The sequence below is a fragment of the Sutcliffiella sp. NC1 genome, from assembly GCF_027594365.1.
Taxonomy (GTDB): Bacteria; Bacillota; Bacilli; order Bacillales; family Bacillaceae_I; genus Sutcliffiella; species Sutcliffiella cohnii.
In genome coordinates this window covers 3184424-3205377 of the sequence record NZ_CP115153.1, presented here as the reverse complement: position 1 = coordinate 3205377, position 20954 = coordinate 3184424, and the positions used below count along the sequence as shown (strand labels likewise).

Annotated in this window: 26 protein-coding genes and 1 riboswitch; of the genes, 24 read left to right on the top strand and 2 right to left on the bottom strand. The window is 36.5% G+C overall.

What is annotated here, in order from left to right:
* The 9 genes from sigF (at position 1) to lysA (ending at position 7523) form a co-directional block, all read left to right on the top strand.
* Entirely contained in the window at positions 1-759 is a 759-nt protein-coding gene (gene sigF, locus O1A01_RS16715) for an RNA polymerase sporulation sigma factor SigF (protein WP_066414574.1), read from the top strand.
* Between the two features lie 434 nt (positions 760-1193).
* Positions 1194-1814: a stage V sporulation protein AA gene (locus O1A01_RS16710; protein ID WP_066421728.1), complete on the top strand. Its 621-nt coding sequence runs from the start codon at positions 1194-1196 to the stop codon at positions 1812-1814.
* A complete protein-coding gene (locus O1A01_RS16705; RefSeq protein WP_066421737.1) occupies positions 1804-2226 on the top strand; it encodes a stage V sporulation protein AB in 423 nt (140 codons plus the stop codon). The genes O1A01_RS16710 and O1A01_RS16705 overlap by 11 nt, the downstream gene beginning before the upstream one ends.
* Positions 2227-2238: 12 nt before the next feature.
* Positions 2239-2691 carry a stage V sporulation protein AC gene (gene spoVAC, locus O1A01_RS16700; protein WP_066421739.1) on the top strand — a complete coding sequence of 151 codons (453 nt, stop codon included), beginning with the start codon at positions 2239-2241 and terminating at the stop codon, positions 2689-2691.
* 18 nt (positions 2692-2709) lie between these two features.
* Positions 2710-3720 carry a stage V sporulation protein AD gene (gene spoVAD, locus O1A01_RS16695; protein ID WP_066421741.1) on the top strand — a complete coding sequence of 337 codons (1011 nt, stop codon included), beginning with the start codon at positions 2710-2712 and terminating at the stop codon, positions 3718-3720.
* 2 nt (positions 3721-3722) lie between these two features.
* Entirely contained in the window at positions 3723-4073 is a 351-nt protein-coding gene (gene spoVAE / locus O1A01_RS16690; RefSeq protein ID WP_066421743.1) for a stage V sporulation protein AE, read from the top strand.
* A gap of 6 nt (positions 4074-4079) precedes the next feature.
* A complete protein-coding gene (locus O1A01_RS16685; protein ID WP_270064514.1) occupies positions 4080-4688 on the top strand; it encodes a stage V sporulation protein SpoVABEA in 609 nt (202 codons plus the stop codon).
* Positions 4639-6111 carry a spore germination protein gene (locus O1A01_RS16680; protein WP_270064513.1) on the top strand — a complete coding sequence of 491 codons (1473 nt, stop codon included), beginning with the start codon at positions 4639-4641 and terminating at the stop codon, positions 6109-6111. The genes O1A01_RS16685 and O1A01_RS16680 overlap by 50 nt, the downstream gene beginning before the upstream one ends.
* A gap of 107 nt (positions 6112-6218) precedes the next feature.
* Entirely contained in the window at positions 6219-7523 is a 1305-nt protein-coding gene (lysA, locus tag O1A01_RS16675) for a diaminopimelate decarboxylase (protein WP_066421756.1), read from the top strand.
* A gap of 516 nt (positions 7524-8039) precedes the next feature.
* Here lysA and O1A01_RS16670 read toward each other — a convergent pair.
* Positions 8040-8213 carry an asparagine synthase gene (locus tag O1A01_RS16670; protein WP_270066429.1) on the bottom strand — a complete coding sequence of 58 codons (174 nt, stop codon included), beginning with the start codon at positions 8211-8213 and terminating at the stop codon, positions 8040-8042.
* Positions 8214-8387: 174 nt separating this feature from the next.
* On the opposite strand from O1A01_RS16670, the gene O1A01_RS16665 reads away from it, so the two are divergent.
* The 6 genes from O1A01_RS16665 to O1A01_RS16640 all read left to right on the top strand — a co-directional run bounded on the left by O1A01_RS16665 (position 8388) and on the right by O1A01_RS16640 (position 13374).
* Positions 8388-8825, top strand: coding sequence for a peptidylprolyl isomerase (locus O1A01_RS16665; protein WP_066418631.1), 438 nt, complete (start codon positions 8388-8390; stop codon positions 8823-8825).
* Between the two features lie 266 nt (positions 8826-9091).
* Positions 9092-9241: riboswitch (FMN riboswitch) on the top strand.
* Positions 9242-9380: 139 nt separating this feature from the next.
* Entirely contained in the window at positions 9381-10478 is a 1098-nt protein-coding gene (ribD, locus tag O1A01_RS16660) for a bifunctional diaminohydroxyphosphoribosylaminopyrimidine deaminase/5-amino-6-(5-phosphoribosylamino)uracil reductase RibD (RefSeq protein ID WP_270064512.1), read from the top strand.
* 3 nt (positions 10479-10481) lie between these two features.
* Positions 10482-11135, top strand: a complete 654-nt coding sequence (gene ribE / locus O1A01_RS16655) for a riboflavin synthase (RefSeq protein ID WP_270064511.1) — start codon at positions 10482-10484, stop codon at positions 11133-11135.
* 13 nt (positions 11136-11148) lie between these two features.
* Complete coding sequence (locus O1A01_RS16650; protein ID WP_066418617.1) at positions 11149-12351, top strand: bifunctional 3,4-dihydroxy-2-butanone-4-phosphate synthase/GTP cyclohydrolase II; 1203 nt, start codon at positions 11149-11151, stop codon at positions 12349-12351.
* 66 nt (positions 12352-12417) lie between these two features.
* Positions 12418-12882, top strand: a complete 465-nt coding sequence (gene ribH, locus O1A01_RS16645; protein WP_066418615.1) for a 6,7-dimethyl-8-ribityllumazine synthase — start codon at positions 12418-12420, stop codon at positions 12880-12882.
* A 147-nt stretch (positions 12883-13029) separates the two neighbouring features.
* Complete coding sequence (locus tag O1A01_RS16640) at positions 13030-13374, top strand: GNAT family N-acetyltransferase (protein ID WP_066418609.1); 345 nt, start codon at positions 13030-13032, stop codon at positions 13372-13374.
* Between the two features lie 71 nt (positions 13375-13445).
* On the opposite strand, the gene O1A01_RS16635 is transcribed toward O1A01_RS16640, so the two are convergent.
* Positions 13446-13967, bottom strand: a complete 522-nt coding sequence (locus tag O1A01_RS16635; RefSeq protein ID WP_066418607.1) for a DUF309 domain-containing protein — start codon at positions 13965-13967, stop codon at positions 13446-13448.
* A 178-nt stretch (positions 13968-14145) separates the two neighbouring features.
* Between O1A01_RS16635 and O1A01_RS16630 the strand changes: the two genes are divergently transcribed.
* The 9 genes from O1A01_RS16630 (at position 14146) to O1A01_RS16590 (ending at position 20593) form a co-directional block, all read left to right on the top strand.
* A complete protein-coding gene (locus tag O1A01_RS16630; protein ID WP_066418605.1) occupies positions 14146-14922 on the top strand; it encodes a segregation/condensation protein A in 777 nt (258 codons plus the stop codon).
* Positions 14909-15490, top strand: coding sequence for an SMC-Scp complex subunit ScpB (gene scpB / locus O1A01_RS16625; RefSeq protein WP_066418603.1), 582 nt, complete (start codon positions 14909-14911; stop codon positions 15488-15490). Before O1A01_RS16630 ends, scpB begins: the two co-directional genes overlap by 14 nt.
* Positions 15491-15559: 69 nt before the next feature.
* Positions 15560-15988: a hypothetical protein gene (locus O1A01_RS16620; RefSeq protein ID WP_066418601.1), complete on the top strand. Its 429-nt coding sequence runs from the start codon at positions 15560-15562 to the stop codon at positions 15986-15988.
* A 73-nt stretch (positions 15989-16061) separates the two neighbouring features.
* Positions 16062-16550 carry a YpuI family protein gene (locus tag O1A01_RS16615; RefSeq protein ID WP_174522383.1) on the top strand — a complete coding sequence of 163 codons (489 nt, stop codon included), beginning with the start codon at positions 16062-16064 and terminating at the stop codon, positions 16548-16550.
* Between the two features lie 185 nt (positions 16551-16735).
* The gene (locus O1A01_RS16610; RefSeq protein WP_270064510.1) at positions 16736-17044 is read left to right on the top strand and encodes a hypothetical protein; all 309 of its coding nucleotides are present in this window, start codon (positions 16736-16738) and stop codon (positions 17042-17044) included.
* Between the two features lie 85 nt (positions 17045-17129).
* Complete coding sequence (locus O1A01_RS16605) at positions 17130-18020, top strand: superoxide dismutase (RefSeq protein ID WP_443081814.1); 891 nt, start codon at positions 17130-17132, stop codon at positions 18018-18020.
* 283 nt (positions 18021-18303) lie between these two features.
* Positions 18304-19470 (top strand): D-alanyl-D-alanine carboxypeptidase family protein, encoded by a 1167-nt coding sequence (locus O1A01_RS16600; RefSeq protein WP_270064509.1) that lies wholly within the window; start codon positions 18304-18306, stop codon positions 19468-19470.
* Positions 19463-20056, top strand: a complete 594-nt coding sequence (locus O1A01_RS16595; RefSeq protein WP_066418589.1) for a nucleoside recognition domain-containing protein — start codon at positions 19463-19465, stop codon at positions 20054-20056. The genes O1A01_RS16600 and O1A01_RS16595 overlap by 8 nt, the downstream gene beginning before the upstream one ends.
* Positions 20057-20593 (top strand): spore maturation protein, encoded by a 537-nt coding sequence (locus O1A01_RS16590; protein ID WP_066418588.1) that lies wholly within the window; start codon positions 20057-20059, stop codon positions 20591-20593.
* The last annotated feature ends 361 nt before the right edge of the window (positions 20594-20954 follow it).

The following is a 20954-nucleotide window of genomic DNA, read 5'->3' as shown; positions in this document are numbered from 1 at the left end:
ATGGATGTGGAGGTCAAGAAAGAGAAAGCGCAACCGTATTTAACCGATCATGAAGTAAAAGATTTAATTAAGAAGAGTCAAACTGGTGATCAAGATGCTAGAGATTTAATTGTCTCTAAAAATATGAGACTTGTTTGGTCTGTCGTTCAACGATTTTTAAACCGAGGCTATGAGCCGGATGATTTATTCCAAATTGGATGTATCGGGTTGTTGAAATCTGTTGATAAATTCGATTTATCCTATGATGTTAAGTTTTCAACGTATGCTGTTCCAATGATTATTGGTGAAATTCAGCGTTTTATTCGAGATGATGGAAGTGTAAAGGTTAGTCGCTCACTAAAAGAAGTAGCAAATAAAATTAGAAAAGCAAAAGACGAACTTTCCAAAAATTTAGGCCGAGCTCCAACCGTTAATGAAATATCGGAACACCTTGAGATTACTCCAGAAGAAGTCATTCTGGCTCAAGAAGCAGCTCGCGCCCCAACATCTATTCATGAAACAGTATATGAAAATGATGGTGATCCTATTACATTGCTTGATCAAATTGCTGATAATAATGAACATCGTTGGTTTGATAAAATTGCATTACGGGAAGCAATTGAAGACTTAGACGAACGAGAAAAACTAATTGTATATTTACGGTATTATAAAGATCAAACGCAAACGGAAGTCGCTCAACGTTTAGGGATATCACAAGTTCAAGTTTCTAGGCTGGAAAAGAAAATATTATCTCAAATGAAGGATCGTATGGATGAGTAATCCATACGATCTTTTTTTGTATTTTTAAAGGTGGACCTAAGCGAGCCCCTTCTGCCCTTCACTTTTTCTCTTGTACAAAAAGTATCATCAGCTTAACTAAGTTCGCTGTGATTCCTTTATTTCCTGTGGAAAAGCTCCAGTTTGATGGACCTGAACGAGCCACCTGCACTTTTCTTGTCTAGCTCCGGGCGTTAGCGGCTAACAAACTTCCCAGTCCGTCTGTACGATAAGTCAACATCGCCTCTCTGTCGTTCGCCGTGTTTCCTATATCTCCTACCGGACTGCTCCAGTTTGTACGCCGCTGATCGAACGCCCTCTGCTTTTAGGTTTGTTAATTTTTGGTGGAAGAGTTTCCTTTGCATGGTAATGTGACCAACAATCCATACTACATATACAGGACAGTTTTTTTTAGTATCGTAGGGGAGATGGAAGGCATGGATAATACAGTTTATATTCGTCTACGTCATAAAATTCAAGCCAAGCCTAATCAGCAAATAAAAGTAGGAGATATTGCACAAATTGTAGCAAACGAGCAAATTGCAAACGAAATAAAACCAATTATTCTACATCAATTGAATATGGCAGATCAATCTATTGTTGTAATAGATCTAATCCATGTTGTGAAAGAAATTAGAAAAGTGAATAGCCATTTTGATATCGAGACAATTGGACCAAGTCAAACGATTGTAGAAGTATTGTATAAAAAAAGGAAGTTTAGACCAGCATTATTTTTCGGTGTATGGCTACTACTATTTTTCGGTGCATCATTAACGATTATGAACTTTCATGAAGATGTAAGTATGAGAGAAGTGCATCAGCGTTTATTCAAATCCATTACTGGTTTAGCGGATGATCATCCATTACTTCTACAAATCCCTTATTCCATCGGTCTTGGATTAGGGATGATTTTGTTTTTTAACCATGTTTTTCGGAAACGTTTAAACGAAGAGCCAAGTCCACTTGAAGTTGAAATGTTTAACTATCAACAAGACTTAGATCACTACGTTATCATGCATGAAAATAAAGAAAGTATAAAGAAGATAAATGACGATTAATATCATTTTTGTCATATTTTTAGGACTTTCAGGTGGCCTCGCAGTAGGGGCGGGCTTTGTAGCATTTTTAACCGTACTAGGTATTATTCCGCGACTTACGCAATTATCTAAAACAGAAAATTCGGTAAGAGCTTACGAGTGGAGTGTTATTCTAGGTGCTTTGTTTGGAAGTTGGATTTCCTTACATGATGTCGAGCTTAATTTGTCTATCTTCTATACTGCCCCTATAGGGTTGTTGTGCGGGTTATTCGTTGGCATGGTTGCTGCTGCATTAACTGAAGTATTGAACGTTCTTCCGATTTTAGCAAAGCGAATAGGTATTGACGGTAAAATTACGTTTCTCATCATGGCTTTAGTATTTGGGAAGATTGTAGGTTCACTTTATCAATGGCTCATTTATGTAAATTTATAGGGAGGGATGTAAATGCCATCCAAACTAAAAGATAATTACCAAGCAGATATAAAAAAATTCCAGCCGAAACCACCATATGTTGTCAACTGCGTAAAGGCTTTTTTAATCGGCGGCTTAATTTGTACGTTCGGACAATTAATCCAGAACTTTTATATTTATAATTTTAACTTTACCCAACAAACAGCTGGAAATCCCACTGTGGCAACGCTCATTTTAATAGCGGCCTTGCTAACGGGTTTCGGGATTTATGATAAAATTGGACAATTTGCCGGTGCAGGATCGGCTGTACCCGTAACCGGCTTTGCGAATTCGATGACGAGTGCAGCACTTGAACATAAAACTGAAGGTATCGTGTTAGGTATCGCTACTAATATGTTCAAGTTGGCTGGTAGCGTTATTGTTTTTGGAGTTGTAGCAGCATATGTTTTAGGAATTATTAGATATTTATTAACATCCACATTTTAATAAAAAGGAGGATTACTCATGAGGTTAATTGGTAAACAAACATGGGTTTATGAAAATCCTATTTATATCACTTCAACTGGAACTGCAGTAGGTCCAAAAGAGGCTGCTGGTCCATTAGGAAAATTATTCGATCATACTCATGATGATCTTCATTGCGGAGAAGAAAATTGGGAGTTAGCAGAAAGGCGTCTTATGGAGCAGTCTATAAACTCTTGCCTAAATAAAGTGAACTTAACCTATCAAGATATTGACCTTTTTTTAGCTGGAGATTTATTAAACCAAAATGTTACAGCGAATTATACCGCAAGGCATAATCAAATTCCGTTTTTATGTATGTTTGGAGCATGCTCCACCTCAATGGAAACGTTAGCTGTTTCAGCAGCTCTAGTTGATGGTGGTTTCGCTAATCGAGCACTAGCTTCAACGAGTAGCCATAATGCAACGGCCGAAAGACAATTCCGGTATCCTACAGAATATGGTGGACAAAAACCGGATTCTGCAACCTTTACTGTTACTGGCGCAGGCACAGCGCTAGTGTCGAAAGAAAAAGGTCCAGTCAAAATTACAAAGGCTACCATTGGAAGAGTAGTCGATTTAGGTATTACGGATCCGTTTGATATGGGCTCCGCAATGGCACCTGCTGCAGCAGATACGATTCAAACTCATTTGCAAGACCTTCAAGTAAAACCAGAAGAGTACGATTTAATTTTAACTGGAGACTTATCTGGTGTTGGGAGTCCGATATTAAAAGAACTTTTAATGGAAGAAAGCTACGATATTACAGTTAGGCATAATGATTGTGGATTAATGGTTTTTCGTCCAGATCAAAATGTTTTTGCAGGTGGTAGTGGATGTGCGTGTTCGGCAGTAGTTACATATGCGCATATTATTAATGAATTGAAATCAGGTAATTTAAATAAGGTGTTCGTAGTTGCTACTGGGGCATTATTGAACCCAACTTTAATACAACAAAAGGAATCAATCCCGACGATAGCACACGGTGTAGTACTTGAAAGGGTGGACGCTTAAAAATGGAATATGTTGTTGCATTCGTTGTTGGTGGAACTATTTGTATTATTGGTCAATTATTAATGGATCTTTTTAAGCTAACACCAGCGCATGTAATGAGTAGTTTCGTAGTTGCTGGTGCTGTATTAGACGTATTTGGCCTGTACGATCGATTAATTGATTTTGCTGGAGCGGGGGCTACTGTTCCAATTACAAGCTTTGGACATTCACTACTACATGGAGCTATGGAACAAGCCGAAAAACATGGCTTTATTGGAATAGGTATCGGAATTTTTGAGTTAACATCCGCAGGTATTTCAGCTGCAATTCTGTTTGCATTTATTGTCGCACTTATTTTTCAACCGAAAGGATAATCTTATATGGGAAAACGAAGGGTCATACTCGTAACAGATGGAGATGAATATGCAAAAAAAACAATTCAATACGTTGCGAAATTTTATGGGGGACGATGTATTTCGAGCTCATTCGGTAATCCGACGAAGTTATGTGGAGAAGAAATCGTTACGTTAATCCATCAAGCTCCATATGACCCTGTGTTTGTTATGTTTGATGATAGTGGTTTTTTAGGTGAGGGATTTGGTGAAAAAGCGTTGAAATATGTCGCTAATGATCCTTCTATTGAAGTGTTAGGTATTATAGCTGTTGCATCAAAAACACATGATTCAGAGTGGGCTAAAGTTGATATAACGGTAGATAGATTTGGAGAAGTAAGTCCTTATGGTGTAGATAAAAGTGGTATACAAGAAATGGATATTGGAAGAATAAATGGTGATACAATTTACTGTTTAGATGAATTAAATGTTCCGATTATCGTTGGAGTTGGAGATATTGGAAAAATGGCTCGAATTGATGATGTGAAGAATGGGGCACCAGTAACGAAAAAGGCAGTAGAAATTATTCTAGAGAGGAGTGGCTACGATGTCTCAAAATGGAACAAACATGAAGCCGATATCACCGACACTTTCTGAAAATGAGCAGTTTTTTAAAGAACGAGTAGGTCTTGGTGACAGCTTTGACTTAGGCATGCGTAAAATACATATTTTAAATAAAGAAATAAATATTTATTATGTAAATGGGCTGTGTGATACACAATTTATTATTGAGATAATGGAATCGTTACTTCATCTCAACGATGTGGAACGTAAGTCTTCAAAAGTTCCAGCATTAATAGAGAATCGATTAGTTCATCAACAAGTTGAAAATATAGAAAAATTAGATGAAGCTATCGATCAAGTATTAAGTGGCCTAATTGTCATTTTTGTTGAGGGTGAAGACACAGCTTTTGTTGTAGATACACGTTCTTATCCAGGTCGTAATCCTGAAGAACCGGACACAGAAAAGGTTGTTCGTGGAGCTAGGGACGGTTATGTTGAAAATATTATCGTTAACACAGCGTTAACTAGACGTAGAATTAGAGATGAGCGACTCCGTAATGAAATTTTACAAATAGGCGAGCGTTCCAAAACAGATATTTGTATTTCGTACATAAAAGATATTGCGGATCCGGATTTAATTGATATAGTCCGTAAAGAAATAAAGGCCATTGATATTGATGGAATTACGATGGCGGATAAAACGGTAGAAGAATTTCTTGTTAAACAGGGGTACAATCCATTCCCGTTAGTTAGATATACAGAGAGACCGGATATCGCTGCTACTCACTTATTAGAAGGACATGTATTAATTATGGTAGATACTTCACCGAGTGTTATTATTACTCCTACTACTTTTTTTCATCATGTTCAACACGTTGAAGAGTATCGTCAATCACCAACAGTCGGTACATTTGTTCGTTGGGTAAGGTTTTTAGGTATTTTAGCATCGATCTTTTTGCTACCTTTTTGGTTCTTACTTGTATTAGAACCAACACTCTTACCAGACCCATTAGCATTTATAGGACCTTCTGAACAATCGAACATCCCAATTATTGTACAAATTTTTGCAGCAGATATAGGTATTGAATTTTTGCGAATGGCAGCAATTCATACCCCGACCGCACTATCAACCGCAATGGGTTTAATTGCAGCCGTATTAATTGGTCAAATTGCTATAGATGTTGGACTATTTGTACCTGAAGTTATTTTATATGTATCATTAGCTGCTGTTGGATCGTTTACAACACCTAGCTATGAATTAAGTGTAGCCAATAAAATTGCAAGACTCGTTTTATTAATATTAGTAGCTATATTCCATACTGTAGGATTTGTAGTCGGTTCAACTATATTTATAATTATTTTAGCTGGTATAAGATCACTAAACACACCATACTTATGGCCGTTTATTCCGTTTAGCCCTAAAGCGTTAATGATGATATTAGTAAGAAGAGCAGTCCCTGGCTCAAAAGTTAGACCAAATATCACTCATCCCCGTAATCGCCAACGCCAAACATAATTGGTGAGAATAGACCTTGATACATGTGCTTTAGTATGATAAATTTATTTTAATTTAAAAAGAACAAGCGTGATAATACTCTAATTAGTAGAATAGGGGAATAAAGTATGTTTTTTCATGGTACTAGTACAGTAAACAATCAAGGTCATTTAGTTATTGGTGGAGTTGATACAATTGAACTCGCTAAACAATATGGAACGCCTCTATATGTTTATGATGTCGAGCTTATTCGTTCAAGAGCGCGCCAATTCCGTAATACATTTCAAAATTTAGGAGTTAAAGCACAAGTAGCTTATGCGAGTAAAGCTTTTTCATCCATTGCAATGGTTCAATTAGCTGCAGAAGAAAATTTATCATTAGATGTTGTTTCTAATGGGGAACTATACACAGCTTTACAAGCAGGTTTTCCTGTTGAACGCATTCATTTCCACGGGAATAATAAAAGTTATGAAGAGTTAGTAATGGCTGTAGAAAATAAAATAGGGTGTGTAGTAGTGGATAATTTTTATGAACTTTCCTTACTACAAACAATTTGTCGGGAACATTCTTATTCCATGCCTATATTGTTACGAGTGACGCCTGGAATCGAGGCGCACACTCATGATTATATTTTAACTGGGCAGGAAGATTCTAAGTTTGGATTCGATATCCAGAGCGGACAGGCATTCGAAGCGATGAAGCAAGCTGAAGAAGCAGAAAACTTAGAACTATTAGGGATTCATTGTCATATCGGTTCGCAAATTTTTGAAACTACTGGATTTAAGCTTGCTGCTGAAAAACTGTTCGCAACATTGAAAGAGTGGAAAGAGCTAACAGGTTTTATGGCAAGTGTTGTAAATCTTGGTGGTGGATTTGGCATCCGTTATACAAGTGAAGATGACCCAATCCCTGTTTCTGTTTATGTAGAAGAAATAATTGCTGATGTACAGCAACATGTAAAAAATTTCAATTTGGAAATGCCTGAAATCTGGATTGAACCTGGACGTTCTCTTGTAGGAGATGCTGGGACAACTATTTATTCTGTAGGTTCAAAAAAAGAAATTCCTAACGTTCGAAATTACTTGTCCATTGATGGTGGTATGAGTGATAATATACGCCCAGCATTGTACCAAGCGAAGTATGAGGGAGTTCTAGCTAACAGAGTAAAGGATGAAGTGGAAGAAACAGTTTCCATTGCAGGTAAATGCTGTGAATCAGGTGATATGCTAATTTGGGACTTACCTTTACCGAGAGCGAATCATGAAGACTATTTGGCTGTATTTTGTACAGGAGCTTACGGTTATGCGATGGCGAATAATTACAATAGAATTACAAAGCCAGCAGTAGTTTTTGTGGAAAATGGCAATGCTCAACTAGTTGTGAAACGTGAAACGTTAGAAGACTTAACCCGTTTAGACTTACCTTTAAAATAAGTGCAAAAAGCCTCATTCATGATTAATGGATGAGGCTTTATTGTCGTTTGGGAAATTATACAAGTGGAAAGTTGTGGGTAACTACTAACTTTGAGTTGCTACGTCTAGCTCCTTTGGAAAAGGCCCTCGAGACATAAGTCAGTCACTTCCGGTGGACAAAGAGCGTCCACCTGCAGCGCCGCACCTTTCTTGTCGGGCCAGAGCGAGCCGCCTCCGCTTTTGTGTCTAGCTTTGGCGCTTAGGCCCTATCAAACTTCCTGTTCCGTCCGTACGATAAGTCAACATCGGCTCCTCCGTCGCCGTGTTTCCTTTATCACAACCGTAACAGTCCAGTTTGTACGGGCCTGAACGAAGCGCCTCCGCTTTTGTTCTGTGCGTTAAATCTAAAACCTGCGCTTTTGGAACGTCTAGCTTCGGGCGCTAGCGGCTCGAGGTCACAAGTCAATCCGTCCAGAAGGCCTTCTAGCCGGCTCGCCTTGTGCTTGTCGCCGCTGAACGAGCGCCCTCCGCATTTGTTTAACGTCGATGTTCGTATAAATCAATGGCACCTAAAACGATGTGTGCTAAACCGAAACCAAATATAGTATTTGCAACCATTTTGTTAGACCCTCGTCTCTGCTTTAAGGCATAACCAGTAGCTGTTACTGCTGAACCTAACACAGTCGGAATTAAACCTTCGCGAACATTCATCATAGAAAGCCCTCCACATCGAAGTTAGTTGGTGTAGAAGCCACCAATACTTAATATCTCCCCATATTCATCACCTATGTATCAAAATCGTTTAAGAATGTTGGATTATCATACTCAAATATAGTAAAATAAGACCGTTACGTACTTAAAAAGAAATTTAGGAGGCTTATACATATGAAAAAAGCTAGTATTTTAATGGAAAATGGTGAAACGATTAAAATTGATCTTTTCCCAAATGAGGCACCAAAAACTGTCGAAAATTTTGAAAAGCTTGCAAAGGAAGGCTATTATGATGGATTAACATTTCACCGTGTAATTCCTGGTTTCGTTTCTCAAGGTGGTTGCCCACATGGTACTGGTACAGGTGGTCCTGGTTATACTATTCCTTGTGAGACAGAAGGGAACCCTCATAAACACGCACCAGGTTCATTATCTATGGCGCATGCTGGAAAAAATACAGGTGGAAGTCAATTTTTCATCGTACATGAATCTCAACCTCATTTAGATGGAGTGCATACTGTTTTCGGTCAAGTGACAGAAGGTTTAGAAACAGCACTTAAAATGAGAAATGGCGATGTAATGAAAGAAGTTAAAGTTTGGGACGAGGAATAAAGCTTTAACCATTTTCGGAGGTAAAATAGTGCAAAGAGCAAATTGGATATTGTTTTGGACTCTTCTTCTATTAGGACTTGGATGGGGATTTATTTACTGGTTATTTATTGTGTAACAAAAAAGGCGGCTTTGAGTCGCTTTTTTGTTTACATAAAAATATCAGAAATAATTGTTTTAATAAACTATTTTGAAAAGATTTTTTTAAACAGGACTAATTTGTTTTCATTTCAAAGTAATTTATGCTAATATAATAATAATTTCATATTAATATCCTTCGGGGGTGGGTGGAAATCCCTACCGGCGGTGATGAAACCTATTTGTTTCTTAGTCCGTGACCCGATTTTTTCTTGAAAAAATTGGTGGATCTGGTGAAAATCCAGAGCCGACAGTTAAAGTCTGGATGGGAGAAGGATGATGGACATTTCAGTTAAGTGAAAAAAATAGCACTTTAACTGATCTATTAGTCATGGACATTTTTATCTCTCTCAACATTTCGCCCTCTTGGATTTTATTCCAAGAGGGCTTTATTTTTTTAAAAAAATAGGTGGTGTTCTGATGAACGATGTACATTATATGAAGCTTGCCATATCTTTAGCTTCATCAGCGAAAGGGCAAACATCACCAAATCCTATTGTAGGTTCCGTCGTTGTAAAAAATGGTGAAATTGTTGGATTTGGTGCTCATTTAAAAGCAGGAGAGCCGCATGCAGAAGTACACGCATTAAAAATGGCAGGTGATAAAGCGGAAGGTGCGACTGTATATGTAACGTTAGAGCCTTGTAGCCATTACGGTAAAACGCCTCCATGTGCTGAACTATTAATCGAAAAAAAAGTTAGTCGCGTTGTGATTGCGAGTGTAGATCCTAACCCACTTGTAGCAGGTAAAGGGATTAAAATGTTGAAGGACGCTGGGATTATTGTTGAAGCAGGTGTCGAGGAAGAGAGTGCTCTTGCCTTAAATGAAGTATTCTTTCACTATATCCAAACAAACCGTCCCTTCGTCACATTAAAAACTGGCGTAAGTTTAGATGGTAAAACGGCGACTGTTACCGGTGAAAGTAAATGGATTACAAGTCCAGAAGCAAGATTAGATGCTCACGAGTACCGTCACCAGCATGATGCTATTTTAGTAGGAGTTGGGACAGTTAAAGGGGATGACCCGAGTTTAACAACCCGTCTACCTGCTGGTGGTAAAAATCCAATTAGGATTATACTGGATAATCATTTGAATACTCCTCTAAGCGCTAAAGTTGTTAATGATAAGGAAGCACCTACGTGGATAGTGACAAGTAACAATGTTGCAAAAGAGAAATTAGAACTTTTTCAAAACAAGCCAGTTGAAATTATTTCGTTGCCTACCGAGAAGGTTGAAATAGGCTTGCTACTCGAGGAGCTTGGGTCTCGGAAAATAACTTCCCTGTTCGTAGAAGGGGGAGCAACGGTAAATGGTAGCTTTGTTCAAGCGAATGCCGTAAATCAATTTGTAGCATATATAGCACCAAAACTTATTGGCGGTAAGTTGGCACCAACTTCTGTTGGGGGACTAGGAATAGAGTCAATGGACGATATTGTTCAATTACAAATAAATGAAGTAAAACAAATTGGATCAGATGTAAAGATAGTTGCCGTACCGCTTCGTAATAAGGAGGTCTAACTTATGTTTACTGGAATAATTGAAGAGATAGGCACAATTAAAAAAATGACCCGCGGTCAAGAAGCGATCGTCCTTTCCATAGAGGCGAAAAAAATACTAGAAGATGTCCAACTAGGAGACAGTATTAGTGTAAACGGTGTATGTTTAACAGTAACTTCTTTCCAAACGAACGAATTTACTGTAGATGTAATGCCAGAAACAGTTCGTGCAACATCACTACAAAAACTAGGAAATGGTTCAAAGGTTAACTTAGAAAGGGCCATGCAAGCAAAAGGCCGTTTCGGTGGACATTTTGTAAGTGGGCATGTCGATGGTTTAGGAACAATTATAAAAAAAGAACCTGTTTCTAATGCCGTATATTACACAATTGAAGTCAATGAAAATTTGCATTCATACATGATGTTAAAAGGGTCCGTAACGGTTGATGGAACGAGCTTGACGATATTTGATGTTGGAACTAACACATTTACGATATCATTGATTCCACATACGTTAAGTGAAACAATTATTGGTGCAAAAGGTAAGGGAGATATCGTTAATATAGAGTGCGATATGCTCGCAAAATATATAGAACATTTTCTTCATAATAGAAATAGTTATAACGTACGAAAAAGCAATATAACTACTTCGTTTTTAGAGGAGCACGGCTATAAATAGGAGGTTCGTATGTATGAGTGAAAATTTCCATTCTATTGAAGAGGCATTAGAAGATTTAAAAAATGGAAAAGTTATCATCGTAGTAGATGATGAAGACCGTGAAAATGAAGGTGATTTTGTGTCTCTGGCAGAGTACACAACACCAGAAGTTATTAACTTTATGGCTACGCACGGTCGTGGATTAATCTGTGTTCCAGTATCAGAAGAAATAGCGGAAAAGTTAAATTTAGTACCGATGGTGACTCATAATACAGATCCGCACGGGACAGCATTTACTGTTAGTATTGATCATAAAACAACAACAACTGGAATTAGCGCGTTTGAACGATCTACCACCGTGTTAGAAATTCTTTCACCAGAGGCAAAAGCTTCTGATTTTAAACGTCCCGGTCATATATTTCCATTAGTAGCTAAAAGTGGTGGAGTTCTTCGACGTGCTGGTCATACGGAAGCTGCCGTAGATTTAGCGCTATTATGTGGTAGCCAACCTGCTGGAGTTATTTGTGAAATCATGAATGAAGATGGTACGATGGCTAGAGTACCTGAGTTACAAAAGATTTCTAAAGCATACGATTTGAAAATGATCACGATTAAAGATTTAATCCAATATCGCAATCAAAAAGATAAATTAATTAAAAGAGAAGTAGAAATAAATTTACCTACCGAGTTTGGTGATTTCAAAGCAATCGGGTACTCCAACATTATTGACGGTAAAGAGCATGTAGCGCTAGTAAAAGGTGAAATTAGTGCAGATGAACCTACTATGGTGCGTGTTCACTCTGAATGCTTAACTGGTGATGTTTTCGGTTCAAACCGTTGTGATTGTGGCCCTCAATTGCATGCAGCACTTTCACAAATTGAAAAAGAAGGAAAAGGAATTCTTCTTTATATGAGGCAAGAAGGAAGAGGCATCGGCTTATTAAATAAACTGCGTGCTTACAAATTGCAAGAAGAAGGATACGACACAGTTGAAGCGAATGAAAAACTAGGGTTCGCTCCGGACCTTCGTGATTATGGTATTGGAGCCCAAATATTACGAGACTTAGGTGTAGTGAAAATGAATTTATTAACTAACAACCCTCGTAAAATAACGGGATTAAAAGGATACGGGTTAGAAGTTGTAGAAAGAATACCAATTCAAATCCAAACTAACAACGATAATGAAAATTACTTGAAAACGAAGCATAGCAAACTAGGTCATATGCTTCATTTTTAAACATGGTATTTGAAAGATGTACTAGTAAATAAATTAAAATTTAATAACTATTTGGAGGAATATAAAATGAGTAAAATTTTTGAAGGAAATGTAGTAGGATCAGGCTTAAAAATTGCGATCGTTGTAGGGAGATTCAATGAGTTTATTACGGGCAAGTTATTAGACGGTGCTCAAGATGCTTTAAAAAGACACGGAGTAGCACAAGAAGATGTAGATGTTGCTTGGGTACCTGGAGCATTCGAAATCCCTTTAGTAGCAAAAAAATTAGCAGATTCTAAAAAATATGATGCGGTAATTACGCTCGGTACTGTCATTCGTGGTGCTACTCCTCACTTTGATTTCGTATGTAATGAAACTGCAAAAGGAGTTGCCGCTGCATCATTACAATCTGGTATACCAGTAATCTTTGGTGTCATTACGACAGAAACTATTGAACAAGCGATTGAGAGAGCTGGTACGAAAGCTGGAAATAAAGGATGGGAAGCTGCTGCATCTGCAATTGAGATGGCTAATTTATTAAGACAAATATAGTAAATTGTTAAAAAGGGTATACAATACCTCTTTAATTGGTTAAAATGTATATTTAGTAGTGTACATGTAAAATAATATGGCATATACTATAACCAATAACTGGATATTCACATAAAATGGAAGCTAACCAATAAAGAGGGATATTTTATGTTAATTAAATATAAGAAAACATATGAAAAAATTGCAATGGGGCTAATGTCTTTTATGCCAACAGAAAAAGACTTGAAGCAGCTTCAGCAAACAATGAAAGAATATGAAGAAAATGATGATTGGCAACTCTATCTTTGGAAAGAAGAGGATGTTATCGGTGTTATTGGCACGGTAGATAAAGAAGATATAATGGAAATACAGCATATTAGTGTTAACCCATCACACCGACATCAAGGTATAGGCAAAAAAATGGTTCATGCCCTTAAAGAGGCATGCCCTTTGAAACAAGTAAAAGCAAATGAGCACACAGCAGCTTTTATCGAACGTTGTGACTTAGATTAATAAGTAGGAATAAAACAGATTAGGTGTATAGTAAAAAGGTTCCTTTCCATCGGAGAGGAACCTTTTCTTTCTTAACTATTGTTTTTTCGTTTGTTTAATTCTTCTTTCCTAGTTTCTATCACATCTGAACGATCTCTTAAAGTATGCTTATTTACTAAAAATTCGTTTGATAAATCGCTTGCTCTACCCCAACTAAGGTTTTGTTTTTCCGCCATCTCGTTACAAATTTGCAATAAATTATCGTCTTTAATAGGTAAGTTAATGCTCTCGTATTGAATTTTATTTTCTATTTTTTGTAAATGTTCTCGTAAAGTTTCTATTAATAGCTTACTGTCGAGCCCGAGTTTTTCTATTTCTTTGCTTTTCTTTGATAAGTTTATAATAGCATTATTCATCATTTTTTTTGCCCCATTAAAGTTTCCGCGGCGGTGATGGTACAAAGAAACTGCAATTTGAATTAATCCCACCCAATGATCATCTCTACTATGATTTGGTTGCTCTTTCCAAAATTCTTCAAGTACTTCGTGACATTCGAAATAATCTCTTAAACAATGAAAGTAAAAAAGATATTCAGTATAATCTTTTGGATACAACTTGTTCATCTCCCTTTACATATAAAAATGGAATTTAGTGGATAAGAATACAGGTTATTCAGTACATATCCTTATATTATGTATACTTTATTTTACCATAACGGAATAATTACTATAAAATATGAATGGAATTGTTTATACTAATGTTTAGCGTACTAAGAAGACAAGGATGACAATGATGATAGAATATAATGTAAAAATTGATGCGTTTGAAGGCCCATTAGATTTATTATTACATTTAATAAATCGACTAGAAATAGATATATATGATATTCCTGTTGCGAAAATTACAGAACAATATTTACTATACATCCATGCGATGAAGGAATTACAGCTGGATGTAGCTAGTGAATATTTAGTTATGGCTGCAACATTGTTAGAAATAAAAAGTAAAATGCTTCTTCCGAAAAAAGAGGAAGAATTATTTGATAACGGCGAAGAGTTTACGGACTATGAAGAAGATCCTCGTGATGAGCTAATGAATAAACTAATTGAGTATAGAAAATATAAAGAAGCTGCGGAGGAGTTGAAGGAATTAGAGCAAGAACGGAATTATTATTATACAAAACCACCGAGTGATTTAAGCGAATTTACAAAATCAATAAGTACCGACGATATTAAACTAGATGTGTCTCTATACGATATGCTAGGTGCATTTCAAAAGCTATTAAAAAGAAAGAAATTGCAAAAACCGTTACAAACTAGAGTGACAAGACAGGAAATTCCAATAGAAAGACGTATGAGTGAATTACTTAATAACTTAAAGCGTGTTAAAGGAAAAACACATTTTTTTGATTTATTTCCTGAACCGAATAAAGAATACATCGTCGTTACTTTTTTAGCGATATTAGAATTGTTGAAAAAGAACGAGATTATTTTAGAACAACAAAATAACTTTGAAGATATTTATGTTTCGTACAATGAAAGAGGAAGTGGAATAATTGGAACTTATTAATTGGAAAGCGATATTAGAAGGCTTATTATTTGCTGCGGGAGATGAAGGACTTACGCTAAAACAAATAATGACTGTGTTAGAAGTGGATGAAGTAGTTGCTCAAAATATCATTCTAGAATTAAAGGATGAATATGAGAAGGAAAACAGAGGAATCCATTTAACAGTGTTGGCTGGAACGTATCAATTGACAACTAAAAAAGACCATGCCCCATATTTAAAAAGGTTAGTGGAAACACCTTCATCTACAAGTTTATCGCAAGCTGCTTTAGAAACGTTAGCAATTATCGCGTATAAACAACCTATAACTAGAGCTGAAATTGAAGATCTACGTGGGGTGAAAACGGAACGTCCGTTACAAACATTAGTTGCGAAAGCATTAATTAAAGAAGTAGGACGTTCAGAAGGAACTGGTAGAGCAATCCTCTACGGTACTACAAAGGAATTTTTAGAACATTTTGGACTAAAGGATTTGAAAGAATTACCAGAATTAAAATCACTGTCTGAAGAGGATGCAGAAATAGAAGCAGATCTTTTCTTCGAGAAGTTTCAAGAAACTTTCGATTCATGATTAAACTTATTGAAAATTATGATAAAATGATTATAATGTAAGATTTGACATAAGTTTAGGAGTGAAAACATGATTATTAAGGAATGTCGAGGTTTTGAATTAGAAAAAGCTAAGCCAAACACATCTGAAGATTTTTTTAATCAATCCGAGATAACGTTTATAGAAAACGGAACAGAAAAGAAGTTTAACGTATTGTATGTTCGTTATTTTGAAGAATCATTTTCACAAATCCTCTCTTTAGGGTATGAAAATAACCCTCTGTTTAAAGTTGGTGATAGAGAGGTCGAATTAAAAGATATTGTAGCTTTAACATGTTTAATTAAAAACCCTAGCTTTAAAGAGAGAAAAAGATTGTATATTAATACGAAGGAAGATTTTGCATCCTATTTTGAACAAGTTAATGTTCAAAAATTAAAAGAAGTGATAGAAGCAATTGAATTAAACGGTTCTTATACTGTTAAGTCTCCGTTATATTTTATTAATGAAGCAGTTTCATAATAAAAAAAGATTCATAGAAAGTATATTACATAAGTAAATATTACTATTATACTGTTTTGGAGGGTTTATATAAATGGCGAACTCGATAGTTAAGTCTCAAACACAACAGGTGGAGCGTTTCTTAATGGAAACAGTAGAAAACTTAAACACATTTTTAAATAATACAACAGTTCCTACGTTGCTAAAAGAAACGGAAGCTTCTCAACCATATGTGGAACTACTTTTGGCAAATATGAGACGTCTTGCTGTGTTTTGTGATGAAGGGCATCAAGCGTGTCGGGTCATAATAAAAGAAAATCCGTTTCGTAAGGCTGCAGCTGAAAAGATTTTATACTCGATTTATCATCAATGTATTGAAGAGTTCTTCTCTCCGAAAAATGATGCTTGGTACGAGGATAGTCGTGCTGCCTATACTGGAAAGAATGCGATAAAATTTCATGAAGCACCACCTGAATCAATCCAAAAGCTAGTACAAACATTAGAAAGTGGATTTCAAGCGATAAGAGAGGAATTAGAATACTACGAAACCGACTATCGAACAAAAATGATACAGAGTCAATAAATGCTAAAACACTTCTGCAGATTTGGGTAGAAGTGTTTTTTTACAGTTAAATAGATATTGATAGGTAGTATTGCTAAATGCAATCGTTTAATTAAATGGAATACATCTACGCTTTTGTAACGAGGCGAGGCTTTTTATTGTGCATGTAAAGATAGTTATGTAGTTATTAAAGGAGTGTTAGATTTATGGATAGACTGAAACAAATGGAAAAAGTGGAGGTAGTGGAACAACTTAGTGTACTATTTTTTTTCGTTTTCATATTAGCTCTGAATTGGTACATAATTAAAAAAATGAAAGGTAAAAAGCAGTTCATATTATCTGGGGTGGCAATAATGCTATTATTAACTCCATTCATATATTTTTCATCAGCCATTACAATTGGAGTACTAGTGGGAGACGGATTTGCAGGTGGTGCAGGAGGCCTTTTATTTGGCTTAATTACTTTCATTAACGGGGCTGCATACCTTGTTAAAGGATTAATACAAAAAACGTAAAAACTTTTTAGCAATAAATTAATTTATGAATAGCTTACCAATTTTCAACACTTAGAGCCTAGCCAATGCATAGTATATCGAGATGATGTTATTGGGAGGGGTAGCGTTGGATAAACAAATCCAAGAAACATATTTTCAATACCTAGATGATATTAAAGACTGGTGCAAAGAAATATTATTTACGAACGATGCAGCTAGAACGTGGTGGAGATCCGAAACCGAAAGATTATTAGACACCGTTCAAGAGCTACAGTATAAAGACATGATTTTCAGTGATGATATAGCATTAATCGAACATAAAGTAGAAGAAATTACGAATCAACTTCAATTAAATGTACAAGAAAGAAGAAGAAGTGACCAAGTACCAATAGGCGGACATAAATTGCCACCACTACCGTACAGCTATAACGCATTAGAACCTTATATTTCTAGAGAGATAATGGAACTTCATCATACAAAACACCATAAAAGCTATGTTGATGGTTTAAATAAAGCGGAATTAAAAATGAAAGAAGCCAGAGAAACAAATGATTTTGAATTAATAAAGCACTGGGAAAGAGAAGCTGCCTTCCATGGATCTGGACATTATTTACACACAATGTTTTGGGATAATATGTCCCCTAGAGGTGGAGGTCAACCGAGTGGCCCATTAATGAGAAAGATTACCGAGGATTTTGGTAGTTTTGAAAAGTTTAAAAAACATTTCACCGAAGCTGCTGACAAAGTGGAAGGCGTAGGTTGGGCTATTTTAGTGTGGGCACCAAGGCCAAAAAGATTAGAAATATTACAAACTGAAAAACAACAACTATTTACCCAGTGGGACACAATACCATTACTAGGCTTAGATGTATGGGAACATGCATACTACCTACAATATAAGGCTGATCGAAAGGATTATATTAATAATTGGTGGAATATCGTTAATTGGAAAGATGTGGAGAGACGATATCAAGAAGCATCAAAAATACGTTGGTAAAAAGAAGGGGTTACTTGACTCCTTCTTTTTTTGTCGCTCCTAATAGGTTAACCTATACTATTCTCTTTGCTTTCACCTAATGGAATATTACATTATTCCTCTATGTTTTGTGTAAAAAATGTTCATATTGGGACATGTTATGCATAAACTTTGCTAGTAAGAAGACATTTCCTGTGGTGCGAAGCTAACAAAGTTTTGTTGTTTTAAACGAAAGGTAATTGAAGTGATCAACATACAATCTGTGCTTCCATTAGAGAACATACGTAAGGACGGGGGAACCAATATGTTTGTAGCAAAACATAAGCTCATCATTTCTATTATTTTATGCTTTTTTATAGCAAGTTATATACTTGCGGGGGTTAAAAATGTACAGGCTAATCCAATTGGGGTAAGCGCAAGAAATGCGGTGCTAATAGAACAAGAGAGTGGGAGAATTATTTTTGAAAAGGATGCTCATGATAAACAACGAATTGCCAGTATTACAAAAGTAATGACTGCGATCCTTGCTATTGAATCCGGAAAATTAGATGAAATGGTCACTGTCAGTAATAAAGCTTCAGGAACAGAAGGATCTTCGCTCTATTTACAAGTTGGGGAAAAAATGAAACTGGAAGATTTAGTATATGGACTTATGTTACGCTCTGGTAATGATGCTGCGGTTGCGATAGCAGAACATGTAGGTGGAAGTTTGGAAGGTTTTGTTTTCTTAATGAATGAGAAGGCAGCGGAGATTGGAATGAGAAATACAGAGTTTGCTAATCCACACGGTTTAGATGATCATGAAAATCATTATTCAACAGCGTATGATATGGCGTTATTAACCCGGTATGCAATGAATAGTGAAGAATTCCAACAAATAAGTGGAACTAAAGTACATCGTGCCCCTGGACCGCCGGGTGAAAGGTGGGACCGTAGTTGGACGAATAAACATCGTTTAGTTACTGGCATGTATAGTTACGCAACAGGTGGTAAGACAGGTTTTACGAAAAGAGCAAAAAGAACGTTAATAACGACAGCATCTAAAGATAACATGAATTTAATTGCGGTTACTCTTCACGGGCCAGATGATTGGAACGATCATATTTACATGTTTAATCGAGCATTCCAAGACTATGAACTATACAATCTACTATCGAAAGGTACACTGAAAACGGTTAAAGAACCGTTTTATAAAAACAAAGTTAAAATCAATCGGGATGTTTTATATCCTCTTACGTCTAAAGAACGAGAACATTTGAAATTAAATATATCGTTATTAAAACCTGAAGATACTTGGGAAAATCATGAAAATATTCCTAACATTGTTGGGGAAGTATCTATCGTTGTAGGAGATGAATTACTAGCAGAAGTGCCAATTTATATCGATAAGTCCAAATATAATAATGAGAGCTTTTGGTCAAAGTTCAAAAATATATTCACTATTTTCGTAGGAGCAAACTACTATGATTAATATTATTTGGGTGCTAATGACCGTAGTTGGTATTGTTTTTGCAATGTTTAATGGAACGATGGCTCAAGTGAATGAAGCTGTTTTTCAAGGAGCAAAAGAAGCGGTTACGATTTGTATTGGTTTCATTAGTATTCTTGTTTTTTGGCTAGGATTAATGAGAATTGCCCAAGATGCTGGGTTATTAGAAAAATTGGCATTACTCTTTAAGCCGATAGTCAAAAGGCTATTTCCAGAAGTGCCGAGTGATCATCCGGCTATGGGCTATATGCTTTCAAATATGATAGCGAACCTTTTTGGTTTAGGGAATGCAGCGACGCCGATGGGAATAAAGGCGATGGAGCAACTAAAAGTACTGAACGGTGGAAGTGTTGAAGCGAGTCGTTCGATGATAACATTTTTAGTAATTAATACGTCAAGCTTAACGTTAATACCTACCACTGTAATTGCTATTCGCATGACATACGATTCTGCAGCACCAACTGAAATAGTAGGTACAACGTTATTAGCAACACTATGTTCAACGTTAGCGGCAATCGGAATTGATCGCTTCTTTTATTATCGACGTTCAAAAAAAGGGGTGAAATAAATGGAAGTCATTTCGGTCATCTCTTTATGGTTAATACCAGGAATTATCGGTTTTATTCTTTTATATGGAACGTATAAAAAAGTTCCAACGTATGAATCATTCGTTGAAGGTGGTAAAGAAGGGATAAAAATTGCTGTATCTATCATTCCTTTTTTAGTTGGAATGCTTGTCGCTATCTCCATCTTCCGAGCATCTGGTGCGTTGGACTTTTTAATCGATATTCTTAGACCGGCGTTACAAGCGATTGGAATTCCTGCTGAAATTGTGCCGCTTGCGCTTATACGTCCAATCTCTGGAACAGCTGCTCTAGGTATGACAACAGATTTGATTGCAACCTATGGACCCGACTCTTTTATAGGTAGACTAGCTTCGACGCTACAAGGGAGTACAGACACTACCTTCTATGTACTAACTGTTTATTTCGGAGCCGTAGGTATTAAAAAGATGGGTGATGCCTTAAAAGTTGGATTATTAGCTGATATTGTTGGGATCGTCGTAGCAATAATTGTCGTAACAATATTTTTCGGAGTATTGTGATAAACCTTAGATAAAACACTAACGTTCTTCGTTAGTGTTTTTTGTCATATACCAGAATTTATAATATATAGAAGTGTGTTGTTATGTTCATCTCTGTTGCGTTTGCCATATTTAACTGCCCTTTTCACCTAATTTTATTCACCCATGGGCATGAAATTAGTTGATTATGTTTTCAAAATAATATAAGAATATTAGTTTAGAATCGTGAGTGGAACGGAGCGGAAGGTGCGAGACTCCAGCGGGAGGAAGAGGGAAGGCCGAGACCCCACAGGCGCAGCCTAGGAGGCTTGGCTCCCTCCCCGCGGAAAGCGAGTACCTGCAGCGAAGTGAAACGGACTAACTTAATCGTGTAAGCTAACTT